A 23,950-nucleotide genomic window follows, 5' to 3' on the forward strand; every position below is an offset into this window, starting at 1 on the left:
GCTTCGTCCGGTAACGGCGCCACCCCCTACGTGACACCGCTGGTCCGCAAACTGGCCGAGGAGAACGGCGTCGACCTTGCCACCGTCACCGGTTCCGGTGTCGGTGGGCGGATCCGCAAGCAGGATGTGCTCGCCGCCGCCGAAGCCGGGAAGGCGCCCGTCGCCCCGGCCGCGGCCGCGGCTCCGGCCGCCGCACCCGCGGCGAAGGCTCCGGCCGCACCCTCACCCAGCCCCGCGCTGGCAGCGTTGCGCGGCACCACGCAGAAGGCCAACCGGATCCGGCAGATCACCGCGACCAAGACCTTGGAATCGCTGCAGACCACCGCGCAGCTCACCCAGGTGCACGAGGCCGATGTCACCCGGATCGCGACCCTGCGAGCGAAGGCAAAGGCCGAATTCGCCAAGCGCGAGGGCGTGAACCTGACCTTCCTGCCGTTCTTCGCCAAGGCCGTGGTGGAGGCGCTCGGGGCACATCCGAACGTCAACGCCAGCTACGACGCGAACAGCAAAGAGATCACCTACCACGCGTCGGTGCATCTCGGGATCGCCGTGGATACCGAGCAGGGCCTGATCTCGCCGGTGATCCACAACGCCAGCGACCTGTCGCTGGCCGGGCTGGCGCGCGCGATCGCCGATATCGCCAACCGGGCCCGCAACGGCGGCCTGAAACCGGACGAGTTGGCCGGTGGCACCTTCACCATCACCAATATCGGCAGCCAGGGTGCCCTGTTCGACACTCCGATCCTGATGCCGGCGCAGGCGGGAATGCTGGGCACCGGCGCCATCGTCAAGCGGCCCACCGTGGTCACCGACGATTCCGGTAGCGAATTCATCGGCGTTCGCTCGATGTGCTACCTGCCGCTGACCTACGATCACCGTCTGATCGACGGCGCGGACGCCGGAAGGTTCCTCACTACCATCCGGCACCGTCTCGAAGAGGCGGCGTTCGAGGCCGATCTCGGGCTGTAAGGTCACGTAGATGCTGGTTGTGGTGGCCGGTTCGTCCGGGCTGATCGGCACTGCTCTCGTCGCGGCACTGCGCCGTGAAGGAGATCAGGTGCTCCGGTTGGTCCGGCGCCCGGCCGCCGCGCCCGATGAACGCCGTTGGGATCCCGCTCGCGGCGAACTCGATCCGGCCGTTTTCGACGGCGCGGACGCGGTGGTGAACCTGTGCGGCGCCGGGATCGGTGATAAACGCTGGTCCGGTGCGTATAAACAGGAACTCCGCGACAGCCGTATCACCCCCACCGATGTGCTGGCGACAGCCGTCGCGCGGGCCGGGGTAGCGACGCTGGTGAACGCCGGCGGCGTGCATTACTACGGTGATACCGGTGCCCGCGCGGTCGACGAAAGTGGTGCGCCCGGTACCGGTTTCCTGGCCACCCTGTGCGTGGACTGGGAAGCGGCCACCCACGCGGCCGCCGAAGCCGGAGCCCGCACCGTACTGTTGCGTAGCGGGGTCGTACTCGCAGGCACCGGCGGAATGCTGCCGCAACTGAAGCCCTTGTTCCTGGCCGGCCTGGGCGGCCGGCTCGGCAGCGGCCGGCAGTATCAGCCGTGGATTTCTCTGGACGACGAGGTCGGCGCGATCCGGCACGCCCTCACCGTCCCGTCGGTGGAAGGTCCGCTCAACGCGGTGGGCCCCGCACCGGTCACCAATGCCGAATTCACCCGCGCCCTGGGCCGGGCCCTGCATCGGCCTACTCCCCTGCTGGTCCCGGGTTTCGCACTGAAACTGGCGGTCGGCGAATTCGCCGACGAGGCTATCCTGCACAGCCCCCGCGCGCTGCCCGGCGTGCTCGAGTCGACCGGTTACGAGTTCCGCCACCCCACGGTCGGTGCGGCACTCACTGCCGCGGTGGGCCGATGAACCCCGCGACTGCCACCTCGGTCCGTGATGCGCGGATCGATGATCTGCCCGCGATCCTGGAGATCCACAACCGGGCAATCGCCGAAACCACCGCCATCTGGGACGACGAACCCGTCGACCTGGCCGACCGGCAGGCCTGGTTCGACAACCGAACCGCGCACGGCCGGCCGGTAGTGGTGGCCGAGGTCGGTGGTGAGCTCGCCGGTTACGCCAGTTACGGCCCGTGGCGGCCCAAATCCGGTTACCGGCACACCGCCGAGAACTCCATCTACATCGCCGACCACTTCCAGCGGCGCGGAATCGGCGCGGCCCTGCTGGCAGAACTGATCGAGCGCGCCCGGTCCGGCGGCGATATCCACGCCATGATCGCGGTGATCGAATCCCGCAATACCGCCTCCATCGCGCTGCACGAACGGTTCGGTTTCCGCACCGTAGGTCAACTGCCCGAAGTGGGGCGCAAATTCGGCCGCTGGATGGATCTGACACTGATGCAGCTCACACTGGCGATGAGCGTAACGTCGTGATCGTGAACAACACCCGCACCGCAACCCGGTCGGCACGCTACGACAGCACCCCCGTCGACGTGCGCGATCTGGGGCTCATCCAGTATCAGCAGGCCTGGGATCTGCAACGCGAACTCGCCGCCGAGCGCGCCGACGGCCGCGGCACCGACACCCTGTTGCTGCTGGAACACCCGTCCGTCTACACCGCGGGCCGCCGCACCGAGGAAGCCGACCGCCCCACCGACGGCAGCCCGGTGATCGACGTCGACCGCGGCGGCAAGATCACCTGGCACGGCCCCGGACAACTGGTGGGTTATCCCATCATCCGGCTTGCCGAGCCGATCGATGTGGTCGATTATGTCCGGCGGCTGGAGCAGGCGCTCATCCAGGTGATCACCGATCTCGGTGTGGAATGTGGGCGGGTACCCGGGCGTTCCGGCGTATGGCTGGCCGCGGCCGGCCTGATACCCGAACGCAAGATCGCCTCCATCGGGATCCGGGTGCAGCGCGGTGTCACCTTGCACGGGATCTCGCTGAACTGCGACCCCGATCTGGGTGCGTTCGGCGCCATCATTGCCTGCGGTATCCGGGATGTGGGTTCCACCAGCCTCAGCCAGGAACTAGGCCGCACGGTCACCGTTGCCGAGGTCCGGCAGCGGCTGGCCGCCGCGATAACGGCCGCGCTCAACGGTGAGCTTCCGGTTACCGAGCACGATATTCCGCAGGCCGCGATCCCGGCCGTCGCGGAGCCCGCCGCCGCCACCGCGGCACGCGATTCGAAAGGTCCCACCACATGACCTCCGCCCAAGCCCCCACCGGCCGGAAACTGCTGCGCATCGAGGCCCGTAACGCCGAGACCCCGATCGAGCGCAAACCCGGCTGGATCCGCACCCGCGCCACGATGGGCCCCGAATACACCGAACTCAAGGGCCTGGTGAAACGGGAGGGCCTGCACACCGTCTGTGAGGAAGCAGGCTGCCCCAATATCTTCGAATGCTGGGAGGATCGCGAGGCGACCTTCCTCATCGGTGGCGAGCAGTGCACCCGGCGCTGCGATTTCTGCCAGATCGATACCGGTAAACCGTCCCCGCTGGACCGGGACGAACCGCGCCGGGTCGCCGAAAGCGTGCAGGCCATGGGCCTGCGCTATTCCACCATCACCGGTGTTGCCCGTGATGATCTCGACGACGGCGGCGCCTGGCTGTACGCGGAAACCGTGCGCGCCATCAAGAAGCTCAACCCGAACACCGGTGTGGAACTGCTGATCCCGGATTTCAACGCGAAACCCGATCAGCTCGCCGAGGTGTTCTCCGCGCGTCCGGAGGTGCTGGCGCACAATCTGGAAACCGTGCCCCGCGTCTTCAAACGGATCCGGCCGGCGTTCCGCTACGAGCGCTCGCTCGCGGTGCTCACCGCGGCCCGCGCCGATGGCCTGGTCACCAAATCCAACCTGATCCTCGGCATGGGCGAGACCCCCGAGGAAGTCACCCAGGCCATGCGCGACCTGCACGAAGCCGGCTGCGATATTCTCACCATCACCCAGTACCTGCGCCCCTCGCCGCGGCATCACCCGGTGGATCGCTGGGTGAAACCCGAAGAGTTCGTGGAACATTCGAAGGTTGCCGAGGAGATCGGTTTCGCCGGTGTGATGGCGGGCCCCCTGGTCCGTTCCTCCTACCGTGCCGGCCGCCTCTACGCCCAGGCCATGGCGCATCACGGCCGTCCCATCCCGGATGCCATGGCGCATCTCGCCGACGGCGGCACCGCCTCTCAGGAAGCCAGTGCCGTGCTGGAACGGTTCGGGTCGCGGGCCTGAGTCTTCTGCAGTCGCGTAACGCTCGCGGGTCCGGCAGGACCGTTCGCCGGACCCGCGAGCGCACGAAAACTGTTGCCCCGCCCCCAGCGCAGTGGCCGAGCAGCCGCATGATCCCGCGCGACCTCGTCGGCGAACCACTCTCGGCGCCCAGGTGAATCGCATCACCTTTCCTTCGGTCGAGGAGAGTCGTCTGCCGGACCGAGCCGATATCGCCCTGTATTCCGGATTACACCGATGATTCGAGCGGCGCGAACCGGTCCGTATCGGTGAATCGACCGAACAGGAGTGCACCCATGGTCATCGTCGCCGGACACCTTCTCGTCGCACCGGAAGCCCGCGAGGCCTATCTCGCCGGCTGTGTCGGTGTGGTCCGGCAAGCCCGGTCCGCGCCGGGCTGTCTCGATTTCGCGATCAGCGCCGACCTCACCGACCCCGGGCGTATCAATATCCTCGAACGCTGGGAATCCCAGGAATCGGTGGAGCAGTTCCGCGGCTCCGGCACCGGTGCCGAGCAGAGCGCGGCGATAGTCGGCGCCACGGTGGCCGAATACGATATCGCCGATATCCGTTCGCTGACCTGACCGCGGGTGCGTACTGCACGTGCCCGGCCGGTGAGGTTGTCGGGTATGAGTTACGCCCTGATCACCACCTCGTCGGCGCCATCTAGTTTTCTGCTTGCTAAGCTACGCAAGTAGCATGCCTGTTTACGGTGGGTGCATCGACGAAAGGCGGAATCAATGCCGGGTTCGAGTAGACCCCTGTATCAGATGAAGGCCGAGTTCTTCAAGACGTTGGGTCATCCGGTTCGGATCCGGGTGCTGGAACTGCTCAGTCAGCGCGAGCACGCCGTGTCGGAGATGTTGAACGATATCGATATCGAACCGGCGAACCTGTCCCAGCAACTGGCCGTGCTGCGACGAGCAGGGTTGATCACCAGCCGTCGCGAGGGACTGTCGGTGATATACGAGATCACCTCACCCCAGGTGGCGCAGCTGCTGACCGCGGCGCGCGCCATTCTGACCGGGGTCGTGGCGGGGCAGGCGGAGGCGCTGGAAGAACAACCCGCCTGACGGATACACCGCCGCCAGGTGTCTTCCGCGGCGGCAGCGGCCCCACGCGGCTGCTGTTTGCATATTTCCCTACATAGTCATCTAGTTGTTGATGGAGGAGACGATGGTGGAGACCGATCACGGACCCGGAGCGGAGGCGACGCCCGCGCCCACCGGTCATACCCGGATCCTGGACTGGGTGGCCGAGATCGCCGATGTGACGACACCGGAGGACGTGGTGTGGTGCGACGGGTCCCGGACAGAATGGGATCGCCTGACCGCTCGACTGGTCGACAAGGGCACTTTCGTGGCATTGGCGGCGAAGCCGAACTCGTTCTGGTGCGTATCCGATCCCGAGGACGTGGCGCGGGTGGAAGACCGCACGTTCATCTGCTCGCACAGCAGGCGGGATGCGGGACCGACGAACAACTGGGTGGATCCGGTCGATATGCGTACGGTGATGACCGAGCACTATCGGGGCGCGATGGCCGGACGCACCATGTATGTGATCGCGTTCTGCATGGGCCCAGTCGATGCCGATGACCCGAAGTACGGTGTCCAGATCACCGATTCGGAATACGTGGCGGTATCGATGCAGATCATGACCCGCTCCGGAACCCCGGTATGGGGCCGGATCGGTGCGGACGCGGAGTTCGTCGCATGCCTGCACTCCGTGGGCGCACCGTTGCGCCCGAGGCAACCGGATGTCGCGTGGCCGTGCAACCACACGAAATACATTGCACATTTCCCCGAATCCCGCACCATCTGGAGCTACGGCTCCGGCTACGGCGGCAACGCTCTGCTGGGCAAGAAGTGTTTCGCCCTTCGGATCGCCTCGGTACTGGCCCGCGACGAGGGGTGGCTGGCCGAACACATGCTGATCCTCAAACTCACTTCCCCGCAGGGACGCAACCATTATGTGGCGGCGGCGTTCCCGTCGTCCTGCGGCAAAACCAACCTGGCCATGCTCGAGCCTGCCCTGGCGGGCTGGAAAGCCGAAACCATCGGCGACGATATCGCTTGGCTGCGCTTCGGAGCCGACGGCCGGTTGTATGCGGTGAATCCCGAAGCCGGGTTCTTCGGTGTCGCGCCGGGCACCGGCACGAAGACCAACCCCAACGCGATAGCCACCCTCGAGCAGGGCAACTCGATCTTCACCAACACCGCGCTCACCGATGACGGTGACGTGTGGTGGGAAGGGCTCACCGCAACCCCACCCCCGCATCTGACCGACTGGCGCGGCAACGACTGGAAACCCGGTACCGCGGCCGGTCCTGCCGCACACCCGAACTCACGGTATTGCACCCCGATCGACCAGTGCCCGTCAGTGGCGCCGGAATGGGACGACCCCGCCGGCGTGCCGCTTTCGGCGCTGTTCTTCGGTGGCCGCCGCGCTACCACGATCCCGTTGATCGCCGAATCCTTCGACTGGAACCACGGGGTATTCATGGCCTCGGTGCTGTCCTCGGAGACCACCGCCGCGGCGGCGGGCCAGGTCGGTGTGGTGCGCCGGGATCCGATGGCGATGCTGCCGTTCCTGGGGTATCACGTCGGTGACTACTTCGCCCACTGGTTACGCCTCGGCAACCGGGCGGACCCGGCCGCACTTCCGAAGATATTCCAGGTCAACTGGTTTCGCCGCGACGAAGACGGACAGTTCCTGTGGCCCGGATTCGGCGACAACGTGCGCGTCCTGAAATGGGCGCTGGAGCGAATCGAAGGCACCGCGGCAGCGGATACCACCGCGGTCGGCTACGTTCCGGTGCCGAGCTCGCTGGACCTGTCCGGATTCTCCGCCGCGGCCAAGCGCCGTGCCGATGCCGCACTGGAGGTACGCCACGAAGAATGGATCGACGAGATCGCCTCGATCGAGGACTGGTATGCCGGCATCGGCTCCGGCACCCTGCCCACACAACTGTGTGATCAACTCGCCGCGCTGAAGAACCGCCTCGCCCACACCCCGGCTCGACCCGCCCGCACCAGCATCCCCGGGGCGTCGTGACTCTGCGCAACCTGCTGCCCACTCGCACAGACTGGGCGCCTGCACTGCGCCGCCCGGGACCGGACCTGCTCGCCGGCGTCATCGTCGCGCTGGTCGCGCTGCCGCTGGCGCTCGGTTTCGGGATCAGCTCCGGACTGGGCGCCGCCGCGGGCCTGGCGACCGCGATCATCGCGGGCGTCACAGCCGCGGTGTTCGGCGGTTCCCGGTTCCAGGTCTCCGGCCCCACCGGCGCCATGACCGTGGTACTCCTGCCGATCGTGGCCGAACACGGCGGCCCCGGCGTCCTCGCCGTCGGACTGATGGCCGGGGTCGTCCTGGTTGCTCTCGCCGTGGCCGGGGTCGGTCGCGCGGTTCGTTACATGCCGGCCCCGGTGATCGAAGGGTTCACCGCCGGTATCGCCGTAGTCATCGCGCTACAGCAATTCCCCTCCGCCCTCGGCATCGCCGACGCCGAGGGCGAAGAGATGTGGCGGCTGGCCTCCGATTCGCTGAGCCGCTACTTCGATCACCCCGCCCCGGCCGCGCCCGTCACCGCTGTGCTGGTCGCCGCAGCAGTCCTGATCGGCGGCCGCTACCTGCCGAAACTCCCGTTCGCGCTCGTGGCCGTGGCGGTTGCCACCGCCGTCGCAGAACTCGCCGGGCTCGACCTCACTCGCATCGGAGCCCTGCCCGCCGGGCTATCCGCCCCTTCGTTCGAATTCTTCGATCCCGCCCGCCTCGGCTCGCTGATCGCGCCCGCGCTGGCCGTGGCCGCGCTGGCCGCGCTGGAATCACTACTCTCGGCCACCGCTGCGGACTCGATGACGGTGGGCAGGCGCCACAACCCCGACCGCGAGCTGTTCGGCCAGGGCTTGGCCAATATCGCTGCACCTCTGTTCGGCGGTGTACCCGCGACCGGAGCGATCGCCCGCACCGCGGTCAATGTCCGTTCCGGAGCACGCACCCGGCTGGCTGCACTCACTCACGCAGTCGTATTGGCCGCACTGCTCTACCTCGCCGCGCCCCTGGTTGCCGATATCCCGCTCGCCGCCCTGGCCGGCGTGCTGCTGGCCACGACCGTGCGCATGGTCGAAACCGCGTCCGTGGCTGCGATCGCCCGAGCGTCCCGTGGCGACGCCGCGATCATGGTGGTCACCTTCGCCGCAACAGTTGCGTTCGACCTCGTCACCGCTGTCGCCGTCGGCGTCGGGATCGCAGTCCTGCTCGCGCTGCGTGCGGTGGCGAAAGAGGCCCGGCTACATCAGGTACCGCTCGACGAGAGCAACCATCCGGCCGAGGAGCGTGATCCGGCCCGCCATCACATCGTCGCCTACCGCATCGACGGTCCGCTGTTCTTCCCGGCCGCGCACCGCTTCCTGCTCGAACTGGCCGAGGTCTCCGATGTCCACGTCGTCGTCCTGCGCATGTCCCACATCACCGCCCTCGACACCACCGGCGCCCTTGTACTCAAAGACGCTGTCACCACACTCCGGCACCGCGACATCACAGTGCTGATATCGGGCCTGCGTGCGGACCACCGCCGCCGGCTGACCGCTCTCGATGCCCTCCCCGCGGCTGATCACCAGTTCGCCCATACCGACGACGCCATCGCCTATGCCCGTGGCCGATTCCCCACCCCGGCACGTGCGTGACCGACTCCGGCAGATGAGGGTTCGGACGAAGCCGGCGAGAGCGTGACGGCTGGACGGCCGGTGGACCACGCTTCCCGTGTCGAGGGGATACAGATCACTTCCCGAAAATGGACCGGGCTCGAACGGTGAAACCCGTTCGAGCCCGGTCCGGTGGTAGCGGGGACAGGATTTGAACCTGCGACCTCTGGGTTATGAGCCCAGCGAGCTACCGAACTGCTCCACCCCGCGTTGCATCGACAACCGTAGCGCACGAACTGCCGCGGGACCAAAACGGCCCTCCGCCTTCCCGCCGCACATCTGGGGAATCGGTCGCCGAAGCCTCTGCCCGAGTGAGGTGCTGCACATTCCCGCCCGGAATCTCCGGCCCGGAAATCCAGGGTGCTACCGTGACCGCGCGCTGGTTACCGCCCGTCGACGACGGGCGGTTCGTAAGAGGGAATCCGGTGGGAATCCGGAGCTGCCCCGCAGCGGTATGTGAAAACGACCGCGGTCATCAGCACTGGGCCTCGAGCCTGGGAAGCGACCGCCAGTAGGCGATACCGGAGTCCGGTATCACGTTCACGAGCCCGAAGACCTGCCCGCGTGACCTCGCCGACCGCGGGGTCCGGTGTCGACTCCGAGGGAGCGGTTGACCAGTGATGGGTTTCGTGGCGCGCGCACGTCTGCCTGCATCGACAACGGGAACGGACGACCGGCTCCCGCTCGATGAGTAGTGCACACGCGATCCGGCGGCTGCCCGTAGCTGCTTTGATCGCCGGTCTCACCGTGGCGCTGGTGATCGTCTCCGTTCTCGCGCTGATGCTCGGCGCGGTGCATATCCCGTGGCGGGCAACCGCTGGTTTCCTATGGGCCGAACTCACCGGCGGTGTCGTCGTGACGGCGGATATCGCCGAGTATCGGATCGTCGTCGACTCGCGGTTGCCGCGGGTGGTGCTGGCCGCCGCCGTCGGCGCCGGGCTCGGTGCCGTCGGGTTGCTGGTTCAGGCCATGGTGCGCAATGCCTTCGCGGATCCGTATGTGCTGGGTATTTCGTCGGGTGCGTCGGTGGGCGCCACCGCAGTCGTGCTTTTCGGCGCCTTCGGCGCGCTGGGTGTCTACGCACTGTCGTCCGCGGCCTTCGCCGGGGCCCTCGGCGCCACCGTCCTCGTCTACCTGATGGCCCGGTCGAGTGCCGGGCTGGTGCCGTTGCGGCTGGTGCTCACGGGTACCGCTGTCGGCTACGGTTTTTCCGCGGCGACAACAGTGCTGGTGTTCATGGCACCCCATGGTGATGCCGCCCGTTCGGTCATGTTCTGGCTGCTCGGCAGTCTGGCCGGCGCAACCTGGCAGATGGTCCCGCTGGTGGTCACCGTTGCCGTGGTGGGCCTGGCGATCATCGCGGCGTTCGCCCGGCAGCTGAATGCCTTGTCGATGGGCGACGAGGTCAGCGCCGCCCTCGGCCTGAACGCTTCCCGCTTCCGCCTGCTGCTGTTCGTGGTCTCCGCAGCGATGACAGGTTGTTTCGTCGCGGTCTGCGGGGCCATCGGTTTCGTCGGCCTGGTGGTGCCGCACGTCGCCCGGCTGCTGGTCGGCGCCGACCATCGGCGGCTGATCCTGGTGACCCCGTTATTGGGCGCGGTCTTCCTGGTGACCGCCGATCTCGTGGCCCGTATTCTCCTGCCGCCACAGGAATTACCACTGGGGGCCGTGACGGCCGCGGTGGGCGTGCCTGTGTTCGTTCTGCTGATGCGGCGTCGTGGCGCGTTGAGCGGAGGCAACTGATGCGTGTCGACTACGACGATGTCACCGTGGAGATCGGCGGTACGACGATCGTCGAGGGGGTGGCCCTGGCCGCCGAAGCCGGGCAGTTCATCGGCGTCGTGGGTCCGAACGGCAGCGGGAAATCCACCCTGCTGCGTTGTCTGTACCGTGCCGTATCCCCCGGCTCGGGGCGGGTCCTGGTGGACGGCACCGATATCGCGACGGTCGGTATGCGGGAGAACGCCCGCCAGGTGGCGGCGCTGACCCAGGACACCACCACACCGTTCGATTTCACCGCCGCCGAGGTCGTCGCCACCGGACGGCTACCGCATGCGGCACTGCTGCGCGGCACCCACCGGCGCGACGCCGAGATCTGCACGGCAGCGATGGCGACGGCCGATATCGCGCATCTCGCCGACCGCGGTTTCCTGTCGCTGTCGGGCGGGGAACGCCAGCGTGTCCTGATCGCCCGGGCACTGGCCCAGCAGCCGCGAGTGCTGGTCTTGGACGAACCGACCAACCACCTCGATGTCCACCACCAGTACAGCGTCCTGTCCGCGGCGCGAAATCTCGGGATCACGGTGGTCGCAGCCCTGCACGACCTCAATCTGGCTGCCCAGTACTGCGATCGGCTCTTCGTGCTGCACGGCGGCCGAATAGCCTGCTCGGGCACGCCGCATGAGGTGATCACCGCGGAGGTGATCGCCCGCTGGTTCTCGATCGGCGGCCATATCGTCCCCCATCCCCGACTGGGTGTTCCGCAGATCATCTTCGACGAGGAGGACAGGTGAGATGAGATCTCCCCGATTGCTTGTGGCACTGGCCGTCGCGGCCGCGGTCGTTTCGACGGCGTGTGGCGCCGAGGTGCAGCAACCCGCGCAGGCGACCACCGGCACGCCGGTGACGGTCACCAACTGCGGTGCGCCGCTGACGGTCCACGGAGTCCCCGAGCGGGTTGTCACCAATGACACCGGTATCACCGAGATGATGTTCGCGCTCGGGCTGGCCGACCGGTTGGTGGGGCACAGCAGTTATCGCGGTAAGGAACGTGATATCGCTTCCTCGCCGTGGCAGGCGGATTTCGACCGCACGCCGCTGCTCGGCCACGCGTTCACCCGCGAGGTCGTCCAGGCGGCCGATCCCGATTTCGTCTTCGCCGGGTGGAGCTACGGGTTCAAGGAGTCCACCGGTCTCACCCCGGAGTGGGTGCGTTCGATCGGCGCGGTGCCGTATCAGTTGACCGAGGCGTGCCGGCAACCCGGAACGGATCGCCGCGGCGTGATGGAACCGCTCGATGCGCTGTACGCGGATCTGGCCAATCTCGGGGATATCTTCGGTGTGCGCGCGAAGGCCGATCAGCTCATCACGCACTACCGGCAGCAGGTCGCGAAAGCCGCCGACAGCGCCCCCGCCGGGCAGCAGCCGGCCCGGGTGTTCCTGTTCGACAGTGCAACTCCCGAACCGTTCACGTCCGGCCGGACCGCGGCGCCGTCGCAGATCATCCGGGAGGCAGGCGGCAGCAATATCTTCGACGATCTGAACGATTCCTGGACCAGTGCGTCGTGGGAGGCGGCCGCGCTTCGGGATCCACAGGTGATCCTGATCGTGGACTACGGTGCGGGCCCCGAGAACTCGGTGCAGGCGAAGATCGAGCAGCTCCGCACACAGCCGCTGATGGCCGGTACCACGGCGGTCCGGCAGGGCAATATCCTCGCCCTGCCCTACGCCGCGCTGGTGGAGGGCCCACGCAACCCGCAAACCGTTGTCACCGTGGCAGATTTCCTCCGATCGAAGGGCTACTAGCGGGGCCCCGCTCACTACCGGAATGTGGGGTGGTGCGCCGGCCTTCGGGGCGGGAGGACGTCAAAGCCCGAACCGTTGCAGTAGTGCCGGGATCTTCGACGCCGACATCAGGGCCTTGAACTGCCAGCTGTCGTCCCGCGGGAGGATGCCGCCGCGCTGGGTGACATCGAAAGCGTCGTAGAGGGTTTCGCCTTCCTCCATGAGTCCGTCGGCGTTGAAGTGGTAGCGGTCGACGGCCGGGCACTGGATGAAACGGCCGGTGCCGTACAGAACCGGGGCGCCGTCGTCGTAAGGGTAGAGCCGCAGTGGACCGTCCCAGTGGCCGCTGCCGATGTAGCGGATGACGACCCGGACCTTCTCGTCGGGCGTGACGTCGAGATAGACCTGGCCGGGCAGCGGATCGTAGCGCCAGTCCGGGATGGCGTCGAAGAAGGCGAAGTTGTACGTCACGAATTCGTCGATACCGACGATGGTGCGGCCGAAGGTCGTGACATCGGTGTAGCGGATATCCGCCGCGTACAGCTCATGGTTGAGGCTCATATCCCGGGCCAGGAAGCTCCACCAGTATTTCTTCGCCCACTCCATCAGCCAGGACAGGTCGAGACCGAGTTTGCCGTAGAACTCGAGTTTCCGGTCGAACTGGACGAACCACTCCGCTGTAGTGGCCTGCAGCTCGGCTTCGGGGATCACGCGGATCGGTACCGCGCGATTACCGTCCAGGAACTCGGGGGCGGGGCGGGCGAGGCGGGGGCGGCGCAGCGCCTGCTGGAACTTTTCCTCACTGAACACAGCGGCAACCTTTCGACAGGCGCGGACCGGCCGCACCCGGCATAAACTTGAATCGTATGATTCATGTTGAATCATACGATGTCAATGGAGGCGGTCGATGCGAGGATGAACCGATGAGCGCACCCAAGCTGTGGCGCGGCCGGACCCTGGACGACAGGTCCGCGGAACGCCGCGAACAACTCGTGGATGTCGGATTCGATCTGCTGGGCACCGACGGGCCGGCGGCGGTCACCATGCGGGCGGTCACGCGCCTGGCGAACCTGAGTCCTCGCTATTTCTACGAGAGCTTCACCGACCGCACAGCGCTGCTCACCGCCGTCTACGACCGCCTGGAAACCGAACTCCTGGCCAGGCTCGGCGCCACCACCGAAGCCGCGGATACGCACACCATCATCCGTTCGGCACTCGAAATCTGTGCCGCCTACTTCGAAGAGGACCCGCGCCGGGCCCGGGTTCTGCTTCGCGAACCGCTCACCGACGACACTTTGCGACGGCACAGCGCGAACCGTCTCCCGGTCTTCCTCCGCACGATGCTCCCGGCCCTGGGCGACGAGGTGAACGCACTCCTGCCCGACAGCGAAGAAGCCCTGATCATCAGCGCGACCGCACTCAGCGGCGCACTGGTCGCGCTCTACGTCGACTGGATCGACGGCCGGCTCCCGGTACCGCGGGAGCGCCTGGTCGACGCAGCCACCGGCATCGTTGTTGCCCTCGCACGAACACCCGTCCAGAGCCGTCCCGAGCAATGAGCCGCACAGGCGCGGCGGCCCCGGTTCGGTTGTCCGCGCAGAGCGGCCGGAGCCGGCCGGGCCCGGCGCAGAATAGCGCACCGCCGACTCCTCGCGGCCGTGCGGTGGATCCCGGACCCGCACGCATGGCGCACCACAGAGTCTGCACCACAGCAGGTTCGGGGTGCGCGACCTCCGGGCTGCGGCTCAGTAGGCCGCATCCGGCTGCCGGACACACACCGAGTAGCGGGCGGAACACCCGGCGAATCACGACCGGACCCGATCATGGCCGGTCCGCCGGCCACGGTCCGCGTGGCGGGAACAATCCCCCTGCGCCCGGAGCTAGTGTGTAGCCGCGCCCCGGCAGACCTCGGGCACGGATCCGTTCATCCGGTTCTCCCTCGCAGTCGTGCACGCCCACTTGTTCGCCGAATGAAGGTGGTGTGACCATGTCCAGCGCAAACCCCGGCCATCGGCGTCGTACCGGCCGCACCGCCTTGGTCTTCGTATTCGCCGTGGCCGGCCTGATGGTCCCACCGCGCGCCGACGCCGTCGTCGCCGAAAGCGCCTGTGGCGCGCCGCCGGCACCCGCCGCTGTCGCCGAGATCGTCGAACTCTCCGATACCTCCGAACTGCTGGACGAGAGCACCGGCTCCTCGCTGGACCGGCTCGAACGTGCGGTGGAGCAGCATCGGCGGATCACCGAGGTCCTGGTGGCGCATCGGGACCGGCGAGGTTTACTGGCACTGGGGCTCGATGCCGTAGAGCGGGCCGCCGTCATGCCGTTGCAGCGCACCCCCGGCGCGTTCGACGATCCGGAATGGGCGCATCGCATCAGCCTCGATCTGCTGGCCAGGTTCCTGCGCAACCTGCACGCCGAATTCACCGGCGCACCGGCCGAGCCGCAGTGGGCCCACTACTTCGCGCTCACCCGGCAGTGCGAACTGTCTGCGGCCCGGGTCGCGATGGCGGGCTACAACGCCCATCTCACCGTCGACCTCGCCTATTCGGTCGCCGCGACGCACGCGACACCGGCCCATGCGCGCGACTATTTCACCCTCGTCGATGCGATTGCGCGCCACGGCTCCCTCATCGTCGATCTCACGAAATCCGTCTACGGCGGCGATCTGGGCCCGCTGTGGCGGTTCTATTTCGTGGGCGAGGGACTCGACGCCGTCCTCGGTGCCGGTGTGGCCACCGGCCCCCTGCTGCGCCTGGCCGATGCGGGTGCCAATGTCGTGATCTTCGGTAACGGCCTGGCCCTGCAGGACCCGGCGGCCGCGCCGGCGGTCCGGGCGGAGATCGATGTCCTGTGGCGCAGCGCCGACGCCGCCTTCGAAGTACTGGCCGCCCGCGGCGCGCTCTAGACCGAACGGGCGACCCGGAACCCCACATCGTCGAGGCGCAGTGTCGGATGGCTGCGCCGCCGCACCGAGGCCCGGCAACTCCAGTGTTCGTCGAACCAGCCACCACCGCGCAGCACCCGGTATTCGCCGTAGACGGCGGGATCGTAGAAATCCCAGCACCATTCCCAGACATTGCCGAGCATGTCGTAGAGCCCCCACGGGTTGGGCTGTTTCCGGCCTGCGGGATGCGCGGTGCCACCGGAGTTTTCGCGATACCAGGCAATTTCGTCGAGTTCACCGTAGCGGGGGCCGGTGGTCCCCGCTCGGCAGGCGTATTCCCATTCGGCTTCGGCGGGCAGGCGATACCCGTCGGCCGAGGCCACGGTTTCCGTATTCTCGCCGGCCAGGCGGTACACCGGGGTCAGGCCTTCCCGCTCGGACAGGCGATTACAGAATCGCACCGCGTCCTCCCAGGACACACTGTCGACCGGCAGCCCGTTGCCGGCATCGCCCCCCGCGACCGCCGCATACTGCGCCCGGGTCACCGGCAGCGCCGCGATCCGATAGGCCGCGACCTCCACCTGCCAGCGCCGCTGGGTCCGGCGATCCGCCAGTTCCACGCGGCCGGGCCGAATATCCACCAGCTGAATTCCTGTCGCCACCCGCCGTGTCTACCAGCAGCGAGACCGGACCGGGACGCCGGCCCGAACCGGCATGGTCAGCGGCTCGGGCACCCCATCGGTGATACGCGGCTGCTACCCGATTCCGGGCAGCAGCCGCCGGCCGCCGCCCAGGGCCCGGCCGCCGAACCAGGTGTCCCGGAGCAGGCCGTCGGTCGCCGGCAGCGACCGCAGGGCAGCCCCGCACAATGCCTGATCGGAGCCCGGTTCGGGCCACCTACGTTCCGCACGGATCAGTAGGCGGCGGTGAATCGCATCCCGCGATGCGCGGATCGTTCGGCTTCGTCGAGCAGCACCACCGCGAGGTCGGCATAGGACAGTGCCGACCGCCCGTGCCGATCGACCACCAGCGCGTCCCTTCCCAGCCGATAACGTCCGGTGCGGGCGCCGGTATGCAATTGCGCGGGCGGGCTCAGATAGGTCCAGTCGGTGCGGGTGGCAGCACGGCACACCGCGAGCTGATCGGCGCAGGCGCGGGCGATGGCGTGCAGGGATTCGGGGAATCCCGGCTCGTCCATCACCGTCGCCCCACCGGCGTCGGGCACGGTCAGCGTGGCCGCACCGCCCACGAGCAGCAAGCGTGTCCCGGTACGCGCGGTGGCGGCCGTGAGGTTCGCGGCGGTAGTGATCAGCTCGCTTTCCCGTCCGGCAGCCGGACGGGTCGCGCTGATCACGAGGTCCTGGCCGGCGGCGAGATCGACGACGTCCTCGGGGTCTGCGGCATCGCCGATCCGGACCTCCGCGGCGCGCGGTATCTCCTGCGCCCGGTCCGGTCTGCGAAGTACCGCGGTGACCCGGTGGCCGCGGTCCAGCGCTTCGGCGACGGCCCGGCTGCCGGCCTGTCCGGCTGCCCCGAAAATGGTGATACGCATAGGTTTTCCTTCTCCGAATATCAACTGGGCGAACTGCGTTTACTGGGTTCGAGTGGACCGGCCGAGCATCCGGTCGGCGGCCCACAGCAGCACCGTGGCGGTCGCCAGCCCGCCCCCGGCCACGGCGACACCGATCCATCCGGCCCGGTTCCACGCGACGGCGGTGAGCGCCGACCCGGCCGCCCCGCCCAGGAAGAAGGCCGTCATGAAGGCCGAATTCAGCCGGTTGCGGAGTTCGGGGGCAAGCGCGTACAGGACGTTCTGGTTGCTGTTGAGCAGCGACTGCTGGCCCACGGTGAGAACAATCGCGCCGGCGATCAGGGCCGGCAGGGAGTGCGCGCCGGCCGCGAGCACGATCCAGGCCGCCACCAGCAGGGCTGCGCCGGCCCCCGCGACGCGGTGCACCTGACCGCGATCGGCCAGGCGTCCCGAGAGGAGCGTCGCGACGGTGCCGGCGATCCCGACCAGCCCGAGAAACCCGATCGTGGCCTCGGACCACTGGTAGCCGGGACCGGCCAGCAGGAATGTCGCACCGGTCCAGAACAGTGTGAACGCCGCCATCGACAGCGCGCCGAGCCCGGCCCGCCGGCGCAGTACGGAATTCGTGCGCAGCAGCCCCACCGTGGACCACAGCAGCGCCGGATACGACATCCCCACCGGTGCATACACCGTGGGCAGCGACCGCCACAGCGCGACGGCCACCACCGCCAGGGCAGCCGCACCGAACCAGTACACGGTGCGCCAGCCACCGACTTCGCTCAGCAGCCCCGCAACGGTACGGGCGAGCAAGCTGCCGATCAGCAAACCGCTCATCACGGTGCCGACCACCCGCCCACGCCGTTGCGGCGTGCTCAGCGCCACGGCGAACGTCACCAGCACCTGGGCCGCGACCGAGGTGAACGCGGCGAGCGCCGTCGCGGCCAGCAGCACCACACTGTTTCCGGCGATACCGCAGACCAGCAGGAAAAACGCTGTGGCGCCGTAAAGTGTCACTGCGAGGCGCCGGCGTTCGAAGAGGTCGGCCAGGGGCAGCAGCAGGAACAGGCCCAGCGCATACCCCGCCTGGGCAGCCGTGACGATCAGCGCCGCGGTACCGGTACTCAGTCCGAAATCGCCGCGGATGGCGTTCAGCAGGGGTTGGGCGAAATAGTTTCCCGCCACGATCAGGCCGGTCGCCACCGACATCAGCAACAGCAGTCCGCGGGACAGGCCGCGGGCCTCGGACGGGTCGGCTACGGGGTGCGGGCGGGCCGCTGTCGTCAGGTGCATGACCTCAACCCTGCGGTCGCGTGATCAATGAGTCCAACACATGTTTGTCAGCGTAACAATCGTGATTCAAGATAGTTCGATGGAACTACAGCAGCTGCGGTACGTCCTCGCGGTGGCGGAGACGAAGAATTTCACCCGGGCAGCCCGGCAATGCCTGGTGGTGCAGTCGGCGCTGAGTCACCAGATCGCACGCCTCGAAAGGGAACTGGGTGCGAAACTCTTCGAACGCACGAGCCGCCGCGTCGAACTCACCCCGGCCGGGGCGGCGTTCCTGCCGGCGGCCCGGCAAACCCTGGAAGCCGCCGAGCGGGCGCGCGCCGAGGTCACCGCAGTGTCCGGTGAGATCCGCGGCCGCCTCGCCATCGGAGCGATACCCAGTGTCGGCGCGATCGATCTGCTGGGGACACTGCGCGATTTCCGCAGCCGCCATCCCCGGGTGCAGATCAGCTTGCAGGTGGGGATGAGCGACCATCTCGTAGACGATGTCCGCCAGGGTCGGCTGGACATCGCTTTCCTCGGTCTTCCGGCCGGTACCGAACCGAGTGGTGTCGTAGCGCGCGAACTCGCCCGCGGCGAGCTGGTCGCCGTGGTCTCCCCCGCCCACCCGCTGGCCGGTGAACGCGGGGTCGGCGCGGAACGGTTGAGCGCGGAACTTTTCGTCGATTTCCCCACCGGCTCCCCCGGGCGGGCACAGGCCGATCAGGCCTTCACTGCCGCCGGGGTGCACCGTGAGGTGGCATTCGAAGTGGTCGCGGTGGACTATTTCGCCGAACTGATCCGGCGCAACCTGTGCATCGGCCTGCTACCCGAATCCGTCGTGGGGGCCTTTCCCGATCTGCGGACCGCCACCCTGCGAAACCCGCCGCGCCGCGTCGAGTACGTCGTGTGGGGTCGCCGCAACCCCGGTCCGGCCGCGGCGGCCTACCTTTCAGCGCTCGACGTATCGTAGATTTCCGGACGCGGAGGTCCGCGCTAGCGCGAGAGTACGGCCACCAGGAAATCCGATTCGCCGGTGAACGGGCGCAGATCCCAGGTGGAGAGCAAGAGATCTTCGTGGAGGCCCTGCTCGGCGGCATCGGCGCGGAACTGCTCGAATTCGTAGTCGCGGCCGGCACCGAAGCCGATGACCACTCGGCCGTCCGGCGCCAGATGTCGCGCGAAACCGGCGAGCACGGCCGAACGGGTGGCCGGCGCCAGGAACGTGACAACATTGCCCGCACAGACGATCACATCGAAATCGGCCGCGACTCCACGGGACGCAAGATCGAGTTCGGCCAGGTCACCGACGAGCCAGGTGGGGCCGGGATAGTCGGCTTCGGCGGCGGCGATCAGCACCGGGTCTACATCCACACCCACCACCGCATGCCCGGAATTGTGCAGGAACCCGCCCAGCCGGCCGGGCCCGCAGCCCGCATCGAGTACCCGGCCCCGGCGGCCGAGCATCGCGTCGATCAGCCGCGCCTCCCCGAAAATGTCCTGGCCGCCGGCAACGAGATCGCGGAATCGCTGCACATACCACTGCGAATGCTGCGGGTCGGCGGCGACGAGCTCCTCCCATTTGCTCGGAACGCGGCCCTCGGGGATGTGGGCGTTCATCGGTTTCCTCCTCGGCTCGGCCACGACGGTAGGCAACCGTCACCACACGGTACGGCCTGCGGGAGCCCGATCGGCCGCGGCGTCGGACCACCCGTACTCGGGTAGAACGCCTCGCTCGCGGTACGGCAGGGTGCGACTCGAATATCCAGCCGGTGGCCGCCGGCCGGACCCGGCTTCAGTGCTCGCACATGTGATAGGTGTGGGCGGCATGACTTCTTCGAATCCAGAGGGCCTGCCACCGTGCGAGCTGTGCGGCGGCCGGCAGGTCGGCAACCTCGCCGTGATGAGCCAATACAACGTCGGAATCCACCCCGCGGGGCGCCAGCTGTGGGGGAAACCGCTGTCGCGGCTCTCGGCCGTCACCTGCCTGACCTGTGGTCACACCAAGATCTTCGCGACCGATCTGGACAAGATCCGCGCCGAAGCCACCGATCACCCCGAAGCTTTTCGCTGGTAACCGCGCGCCACTGGCCACTCCTCGGGAGAGCGCGAACCGGCTTGCCGCCGACGGGACGCGGCGCACAGGCGAGATCGTCGTGCGCGCGGTCAGTCCAGGTGCCTGCGCAAAACTTCCAGATGGGTCGGTTTGGCGTCGTCGAGCCGTGCCCGGCCCGCCGGGGTGAGTTTCAGGAAGTTGGCGCGCCGGTCGAAATCGCAGGCCGCGCGCTCCAGCAGACCTGCCTTCTCGAGCCGTGTCACGGTTCGAGAGAGGGCGCTCTGGCTGAGGTACATCTCCGTTTCGATGTCCTTCATCTTGACCTCTTCGGTCTGCTCGGCACCGCAGCGACCGCCGAGGACCTGCAGGAGTTCGAACTCGCTGAGCCCGAGCTGATGCCGTGCCTGCAGCGCGTTCTCCAGCTCGCAGGACGTGCCGTGGTACCGGCGGAGCGTATCGGACCACTTCGCGCAGACATCTTTGTCGGTGTCGTGGTACATGACCCGAGGTTATCATGTCAAGACATTTTATGCTCACACATTACATGCGTTGACATTTAATGTGCGTGCATTTACGTTTGCCGTCGTGACCCCGACTGCCACCTCGCCGCAGAACTTCACCCCGGCCGAGATATCCCCCGCGCCCACCCCCGGCCGCTGGAGCCCCGAGCTGTGGGCAATCTTGTTCGTCGCCGGCCTCGCCATGTTCCTCGACGCCCTCGACGTCTCCATGGTCGGCGTGGCGCTGCCCTCCATCGGCCAAGAACTGGGCCTGGACACCTCCGCACTGCAATGGATCGTGAACGGCTACATCCTCGGCTACGGCGGCCTGCTGCTCCTCGGCGGCCGCGCCGCCGATCTCCTCGGCCGCCGACAGGTCTTCCTGACCGCCCTGGTCGTCTTCGGTATCGCGTCACTGGTGGGCGGGCTCGTGGACGAAGGCTGGCTGCTGATCGCCACCCGGATCATCAAGGGTGTCGCCGCCGCGTTCACCGCCCCAGCCGCGCTGTCGATCATCACCACCACATTCAAGGAGGGCCCCGACCGCAACCGCGCACTGTCGATCTTCGCGATCTTCGGCGCCACCGGATACGCCTCCGGGCTCATCGTGTCCGGCCTGCTCACCGGTATCGACTGGCGGCTCACCTTCTACCTGCCCGTCGTCGTGGTCGCCGGGGTCGTGCTCGCCGCCTACCTCGTGGTGCCGCGCAATACCGAAAAGGAGGAGGGCCGGATCGATTTCGCCGGTGCCGCACTACTCACCGGCGGCACACTCGCCGCGATCTACACCATCGTCACAGCCCCGGAGACCGGTTTCACCGCCACCGTCATCGCAACCACTGTCCTGGCGGTCGGCCTGCTCGGCAGCTTCTTCGTGGTCGAGAACCGGGTCGGCCACCCGCTCGTGCGCCTGAGCATCTTCAAGGTGAAGTCGATCGTGCGGGCGAATCTGGCCGCGCTGGCGATTTTCGGCTCCTACCTCAGCTTCCAGACCATCGTCTCGCTGTACCTGCAGAACACACTGCACTGGGAGCCGCTGCAGATGGCGCTCGCCATGGCACCGACCGGCATCATCGTGGCCGTCATCTCACCGATCGCGGGCAAACTCATCGACCGCTTCGGCACCACCCCGATGATCCTCGCCGCGCTCACCTCCTTCGTGGCCGGCTACACGTGGTTCCTGACCCGCGGCGGCAACCCCAGCCCGGTCTACGCCCTCGACTACCTGCCCGCGTTCCTGCTGCTGGGACTCGGTTTCGCACTGGGCTTCTCGGCCGTGATGGTACAGGCCACCGAAGGTATCGCCGACCACGAACAGGGCCTGGCCTCCGGCCTGGTGCAGACCTCGTTCCAGATCGGCGGCGCGGTGGTACTGGCCATCGCCACAGGCCTGATCAGCGGCGCCACCACCGACGGTATCGCCGGGTACCGGCCGGGGCTGTACCTGGTCACCGCAGTCGCGGTGGTCGGCCTGGTGGCGTCGATCGCGGCCGTACTGAAGCGCGAACAGGCGGTCGCCACGATCGTGTAAGGACCTGCCACCGTGATCCGTCCGCCGCTCCGGATCACCCCTGCCCGCAGCCCGATCCGGGTGCGGGCAGGGACGTCCACCCGACGGTCCCGCAGTCCTGCGCGCACCGCCGCAGCGGGTCCGGACACCGCCGGGCACTCGGGTCGAACATCATGGCGGTTTCTCAGACCGGCCGCTGCGCGCGGATGACCTCTGCGAGATAGGCGTAATCGTCGGCGCGGGCGGTGGATGCGCGGTACACCAAACCCAGCGTGCGCCCGGGAGCGGGCGCGGCGAACCGCACGATTTCCAGGGCACCGCGACCGGTTTCGGCCGCGACCGCCATTTCCGGGATCAGGGTCACTCCGAGCCCGCCCGCCACACACTGCACCACCGTCGACAGCGAGGCCGCGCGGGTATCCCCCACCGCGCCCGGCCGGATTTCTGCGGAACGGCACAGTTCGAGAGTCTGGGCGCGTAGGCAGTGCCCCTCGTCGAGGAGCAGGATCGGCAGCGTGTCCAGCGCCGACGGGGCGAGATCGATCCGACCCGCCAGCTCGTGCTCCGCCGGCACCACCACGACGAAATCCTCCGTGTACAACGGTATCTCCACCACCCCGGGAACATCGGCGGGAAGAGCGAGCACCGCGACGTCCAGACTGCCGGTGCGCAGTTCGTCGAGGAGGCGCGCCGTTCTGTCCTCGACGATCCGCGGCGTCAACGCGGGGAGCCGGCGCCGCAGGGCCGGCAGCAAGGCGGGCAGCAGATACGGTGCGACCGTCGGAATGATGCCCATCCGCAGGACACCGCCGAGCGTATCGCCATTGGCGGCGGACAGGAATCGGTCGGCCGCGTCCAGTGTCGCGATCGCCTGCGGTAGCAGGCGCCGGCCGGCCTCGGTCACCAGGACCCTTCTGGTGCTGCGTTCGATCAGCTGCAGTCCGAGCCCGTTTTCCAGCGCGGCCAGTGCCTGCGAGAGCGTGGGTTGGCTCACATCGAGGCTCGTGGCGGCCGCGCCGAAATGGCGATGTTCGGCGACGGCGACGAAGGCACGCAGCTGCGAGAGGGTCGGCTGATAAGACTGATCGGACATACCTATCAGTCTAGTGCGACCTATCACTTTTGCCTTTTGTGAATTGATTGGCAAGATCGAAGCCGAACGTTCACCCCGCCGGCCGAGTCCGCCGGCCTTTCGATACGACAAGGAGTCGACCATGCCCCTGTTGACCATCGGCGACCAGTTCCCCGCCTACGACCTCACCGCGGTGATCGGCGGTGACCTGTCGAAGGTCGACGCCCAGCAACCCGACGACTACTTCACCAGGGTCACCAGCTCCGACTACGCCGGCAAGTGGCGGATCGTCTTCTTCTGGCCGAAGGATTTCACCTTCGTCTGCCCCACCGAGATCGCCGCCTTCGGCAAACTGAACGAGGAGTTCGCCGATCGCGACGCCCAGGTGCTCGGCGCCTCGGTGGACAACGAGTTCGTGCACTTCCAGTGGCGGGCCCAGCACGAGGACCTGAAGACCCTGCCGTTCCCGATGCTCTCGGACCTCAAGCGTGAACTCGCCGCCGCCACCGGTGTTCTCAATGCCGACGGCGTGGCCGACCGCGCCACCTTCATCGTCGACCCGAACAACGAGATCCAGTTCGTCTCGGTGACCGCCGGTTCCGTGGGCCGCAATGTCGACGAGGTGCTGCGGGTATTGGATGCGCTGCAGTCCGACGAGCTGTGCGCATGCAACTGGAAGAAGGGCGATCCCACCCTCGACGCCGGCGAACTGCTGTCGGCGAGCGTCTGAGAGACGAG

25 protein-coding genes, 1 tRNA gene and 1 riboswitch are annotated in these 23,950 nt (G+C 67.7%); of the genes, 18 read left to right on the forward strand and 8 right to left on the reverse strand.

From position 1 onward, the window contains the following. From sucB to NS6_RS08295, 9 genes are all read left to right on the forward strand, one after another. Positions 1-969, forward strand: a 969-nt coding sequence (gene sucB, locus NS6_RS08255) for a 2-oxoglutarate dehydrogenase, E2 component, dihydrolipoamide succinyltransferase (protein WP_068039040.1), incomplete at its 5' end; no start/stop codon positions are given. 10 nt (positions 970-979) lie between these two features. After that, the gene (locus NS6_RS08260; RefSeq protein WP_068039043.1) at positions 980-1,870 is read left to right on the forward strand and encodes a TIGR01777 family oxidoreductase; all 891 of its coding nucleotides are present in this window, start codon (positions 980-982) and stop codon (positions 1,868-1,870) included. Continuing rightward, complete coding sequence (locus tag NS6_RS08265; protein WP_068039045.1) at positions 1,867-2,394, forward strand: GNAT family N-acetyltransferase; 528 nt, start codon at positions 1,867-1,869, stop codon at positions 2,392-2,394. The genes NS6_RS08260 and NS6_RS08265 overlap by 4 nt, the downstream gene beginning before the upstream one ends. 2 nt (positions 2,395-2,396) lie before the next feature. Next, the gene (lipB, locus tag NS6_RS08270) at positions 2,397-3,170 is read left to right on the forward strand and encodes a lipoyl(octanoyl) transferase LipB (RefSeq protein WP_084470879.1); all 774 of its coding nucleotides are present in this window, start codon (positions 2,397-2,399) and stop codon (positions 3,168-3,170) included. After that, complete coding sequence (gene lipA / locus NS6_RS08275; protein WP_068039048.1) at positions 3,167-4,189, forward strand: lipoyl synthase; 1,023 nt, start codon at positions 3,167-3,169, stop codon at positions 4,187-4,189. The genes lipB and lipA overlap by 4 nt, the downstream gene beginning before the upstream one ends. A gap of 293 nt (positions 4,190-4,482) precedes the next feature. After that, positions 4,483-4,770: a putative quinol monooxygenase gene (locus tag NS6_RS08280; RefSeq protein ID WP_068039050.1), complete on the forward strand. Its 288-nt coding sequence runs from the start codon at positions 4,483-4,485 to the stop codon at positions 4,768-4,770. Between the two features lie 156 nt (positions 4,771-4,926). Further along, entirely contained in the window at positions 4,927-5,259 is a 333-nt protein-coding gene (locus NS6_RS08285) for an ArsR/SmtB family transcription factor (RefSeq protein ID WP_068039053.1), read from the forward strand. Between the two features lie 103 nt (positions 5,260-5,362). Continuing rightward, entirely contained in the window at positions 5,363-7,240 is a 1,878-nt protein-coding gene (locus NS6_RS08290; protein ID WP_084470880.1) for a phosphoenolpyruvate carboxykinase (GTP), read from the forward strand. Next, a complete protein-coding gene (locus NS6_RS08295; RefSeq protein ID WP_245669198.1) occupies positions 7,237-8,871 on the forward strand; it encodes a SulP family inorganic anion transporter in 1,635 nt (544 codons plus the stop codon). The genes NS6_RS08290 and NS6_RS08295 overlap by 4 nt, the downstream gene beginning before the upstream one ends. Before the next feature lie 151 nt (positions 8,872-9,022). Here the strand turns inward: NS6_RS08295 and NS6_RS08300 are convergent. Further along, a tRNA-Met gene (locus NS6_RS08300) sits at positions 9,023-9,099 on the reverse strand. 153 nt (positions 9,100-9,252) lie between these two features. Continuing rightward, a riboswitch (cobalamin riboswitch) is annotated at positions 9,253-9,467 on the forward strand. Positions 9,468-9,576: 109 nt separating this feature from the next. Here NS6_RS08300 and NS6_RS08305 point away from each other — a divergent pair. From NS6_RS08305 to NS6_RS08315, 3 genes are read left to right on the forward strand one after another with little or no spacing between them, the layout of a single operon-like run. Continuing rightward, positions 9,577-10,632, forward strand: a complete 1,056-nt coding sequence (locus NS6_RS08305; RefSeq protein WP_068039059.1) for a FecCD family ABC transporter permease — start codon at positions 9,577-9,579, stop codon at positions 10,630-10,632. Continuing rightward, positions 10,632-11,402 (forward strand): ABC transporter ATP-binding protein, encoded by a 771-nt coding sequence (locus tag NS6_RS08310; RefSeq protein WP_068039062.1) that lies wholly within the window; start codon positions 10,632-10,634, stop codon positions 11,400-11,402. The genes NS6_RS08305 and NS6_RS08310 overlap by 1 nt, the downstream gene beginning before the upstream one ends. Before the next feature lies 1 nt (position 11,403). Beyond that, positions 11,404-12,414 (forward strand): ABC transporter substrate-binding protein, encoded by a 1,011-nt coding sequence (locus NS6_RS08315; protein ID WP_068039065.1) that lies wholly within the window; start codon positions 11,404-11,406, stop codon positions 12,412-12,414. A 60-nt stretch (positions 12,415-12,474) separates the two neighbouring features. On the opposite strand, the gene NS6_RS08320 is transcribed toward NS6_RS08315, so the two are convergent. Further along, entirely contained in the window at positions 12,475-13,203 is a 729-nt protein-coding gene (locus NS6_RS08320; protein WP_068039068.1) for a hypothetical protein, read from the reverse strand. Positions 13,204-13,316: 113 nt separating this feature from the next. On the opposite strand from NS6_RS08320, the gene NS6_RS08325 reads away from it, so the two are divergent. Further along, positions 13,317-13,952: a TetR/AcrR family transcriptional regulator gene (locus NS6_RS08325; protein ID WP_068039072.1), complete on the forward strand. Its 636-nt coding sequence runs from the start codon at positions 13,317-13,319 to the stop codon at positions 13,950-13,952. A 428-nt stretch (positions 13,953-14,380) separates the two neighbouring features. Beyond that, positions 14,381-15,298 carry a DUF5995 family protein gene (locus tag NS6_RS08330; protein ID WP_068039074.1) on the forward strand — a complete coding sequence of 306 codons (918 nt, stop codon included), beginning with the start codon at positions 14,381-14,383 and terminating at the stop codon, positions 15,296-15,298. Here NS6_RS08330 and NS6_RS08335 read toward each other — a convergent pair. The 3 genes from NS6_RS08335 to NS6_RS08345 all read right to left on the reverse strand — a co-directional run bounded on the left by NS6_RS08335 (position 15,295) and on the right by NS6_RS08345 (position 18,098). Continuing rightward, positions 15,295-15,921 carry a formylglycine-generating enzyme family protein gene (locus NS6_RS08335; RefSeq protein WP_084470881.1) on the reverse strand — a complete coding sequence of 209 codons (627 nt, stop codon included), beginning with the start codon at positions 15,919-15,921 and terminating at the stop codon, positions 15,295-15,297. The two genes, NS6_RS08330 and NS6_RS08335, sit on opposite strands and share 4 nt — an antisense overlap. Positions 15,922-16,190: 269 nt before the next feature. Continuing rightward, positions 16,191-16,829 carry an NAD(P)-dependent oxidoreductase gene (locus tag NS6_RS08340; protein WP_068039083.1) on the reverse strand — a complete coding sequence of 213 codons (639 nt, stop codon included), beginning with the start codon at positions 16,827-16,829 and terminating at the stop codon, positions 16,191-16,193. A 39-nt stretch (positions 16,830-16,868) separates the two neighbouring features. Beyond that, positions 16,869-18,098: an MFS transporter gene (locus NS6_RS08345; protein WP_068039086.1), complete on the reverse strand. Its 1,230-nt coding sequence runs from the start codon at positions 18,096-18,098 to the stop codon at positions 16,869-16,871. 79 nt (positions 18,099-18,177) lie between these two features. On the opposite strand from NS6_RS08345, the gene NS6_RS08350 reads away from it, so the two are divergent. Next, positions 18,178-19,047 carry a LysR family transcriptional regulator gene (locus NS6_RS08350; RefSeq protein WP_068039092.1) on the forward strand — a complete coding sequence of 290 codons (870 nt, stop codon included), beginning with the start codon at positions 18,178-18,180 and terminating at the stop codon, positions 19,045-19,047. 23 nt (positions 19,048-19,070) lie between these two features. On the opposite strand, the gene NS6_RS08355 is transcribed toward NS6_RS08350, so the two are convergent. After that, positions 19,071-19,694: a class I SAM-dependent methyltransferase gene (locus NS6_RS08355; RefSeq protein WP_068039095.1), complete on the reverse strand. Its 624-nt coding sequence runs from the start codon at positions 19,692-19,694 to the stop codon at positions 19,071-19,073. 208 nt (positions 19,695-19,902) lie between these two features. Here NS6_RS08355 and NS6_RS08360 point away from each other — a divergent pair, with 208 nt between their 5' ends. Beyond that, a complete protein-coding gene (locus NS6_RS08360; RefSeq protein ID WP_157112660.1) occupies positions 19,903-20,151 on the forward strand; it encodes a hypothetical protein in 249 nt (82 codons plus the stop codon). A gap of 89 nt (positions 20,152-20,240) precedes the next feature. On the opposite strand, the gene NS6_RS08365 is transcribed toward NS6_RS08360, so the two are convergent. Beyond that, on the reverse strand, positions 20,241-20,630 hold the full coding sequence (locus tag NS6_RS08365; RefSeq protein ID WP_068039101.1) for a MarR family winged helix-turn-helix transcriptional regulator: 390 nt from the start codon (positions 20,628-20,630) through the stop codon (positions 20,241-20,243). An 85-nt stretch (positions 20,631-20,715) separates the two neighbouring features. On the opposite strand from NS6_RS08365, the gene NS6_RS08370 reads away from it, so the two are divergent. Next, positions 20,716-22,161, forward strand: a complete 1,446-nt coding sequence (locus NS6_RS08370) for an MFS transporter (RefSeq protein ID WP_068039104.1) — start codon at positions 20,716-20,718, stop codon at positions 22,159-22,161. 163 nt (positions 22,162-22,324) lie between these two features. Here NS6_RS08370 and NS6_RS08375 read toward each other — a convergent pair whose 3' ends face one another. Next, positions 22,325-23,233 (reverse strand): hydrogen peroxide-inducible genes activator, encoded by a 909-nt coding sequence (locus tag NS6_RS08375; RefSeq protein WP_068039106.1) that lies wholly within the window; start codon positions 23,231-23,233, stop codon positions 22,325-22,327. Between the two features lie 121 nt (positions 23,234-23,354). Here NS6_RS08375 and NS6_RS08380 point away from each other — a divergent pair, with 121 nt between their 5' ends. Beyond that, positions 23,355-23,942, forward strand: a complete 588-nt coding sequence (locus NS6_RS08380) for a peroxiredoxin (protein WP_068039109.1) — start codon at positions 23,355-23,357, stop codon at positions 23,940-23,942. The last annotated feature ends 8 nt before the right edge of the window (positions 23,943-23,950 follow it).

Source organism: Nocardia speluncae NBRC 108251 (assembly GCF_001613245.1).
Taxonomy (GTDB): domain Bacteria; phylum Actinomycetota; class Actinomycetes; order Mycobacteriales; family Mycobacteriaceae; genus Nocardia; species Nocardia speluncae.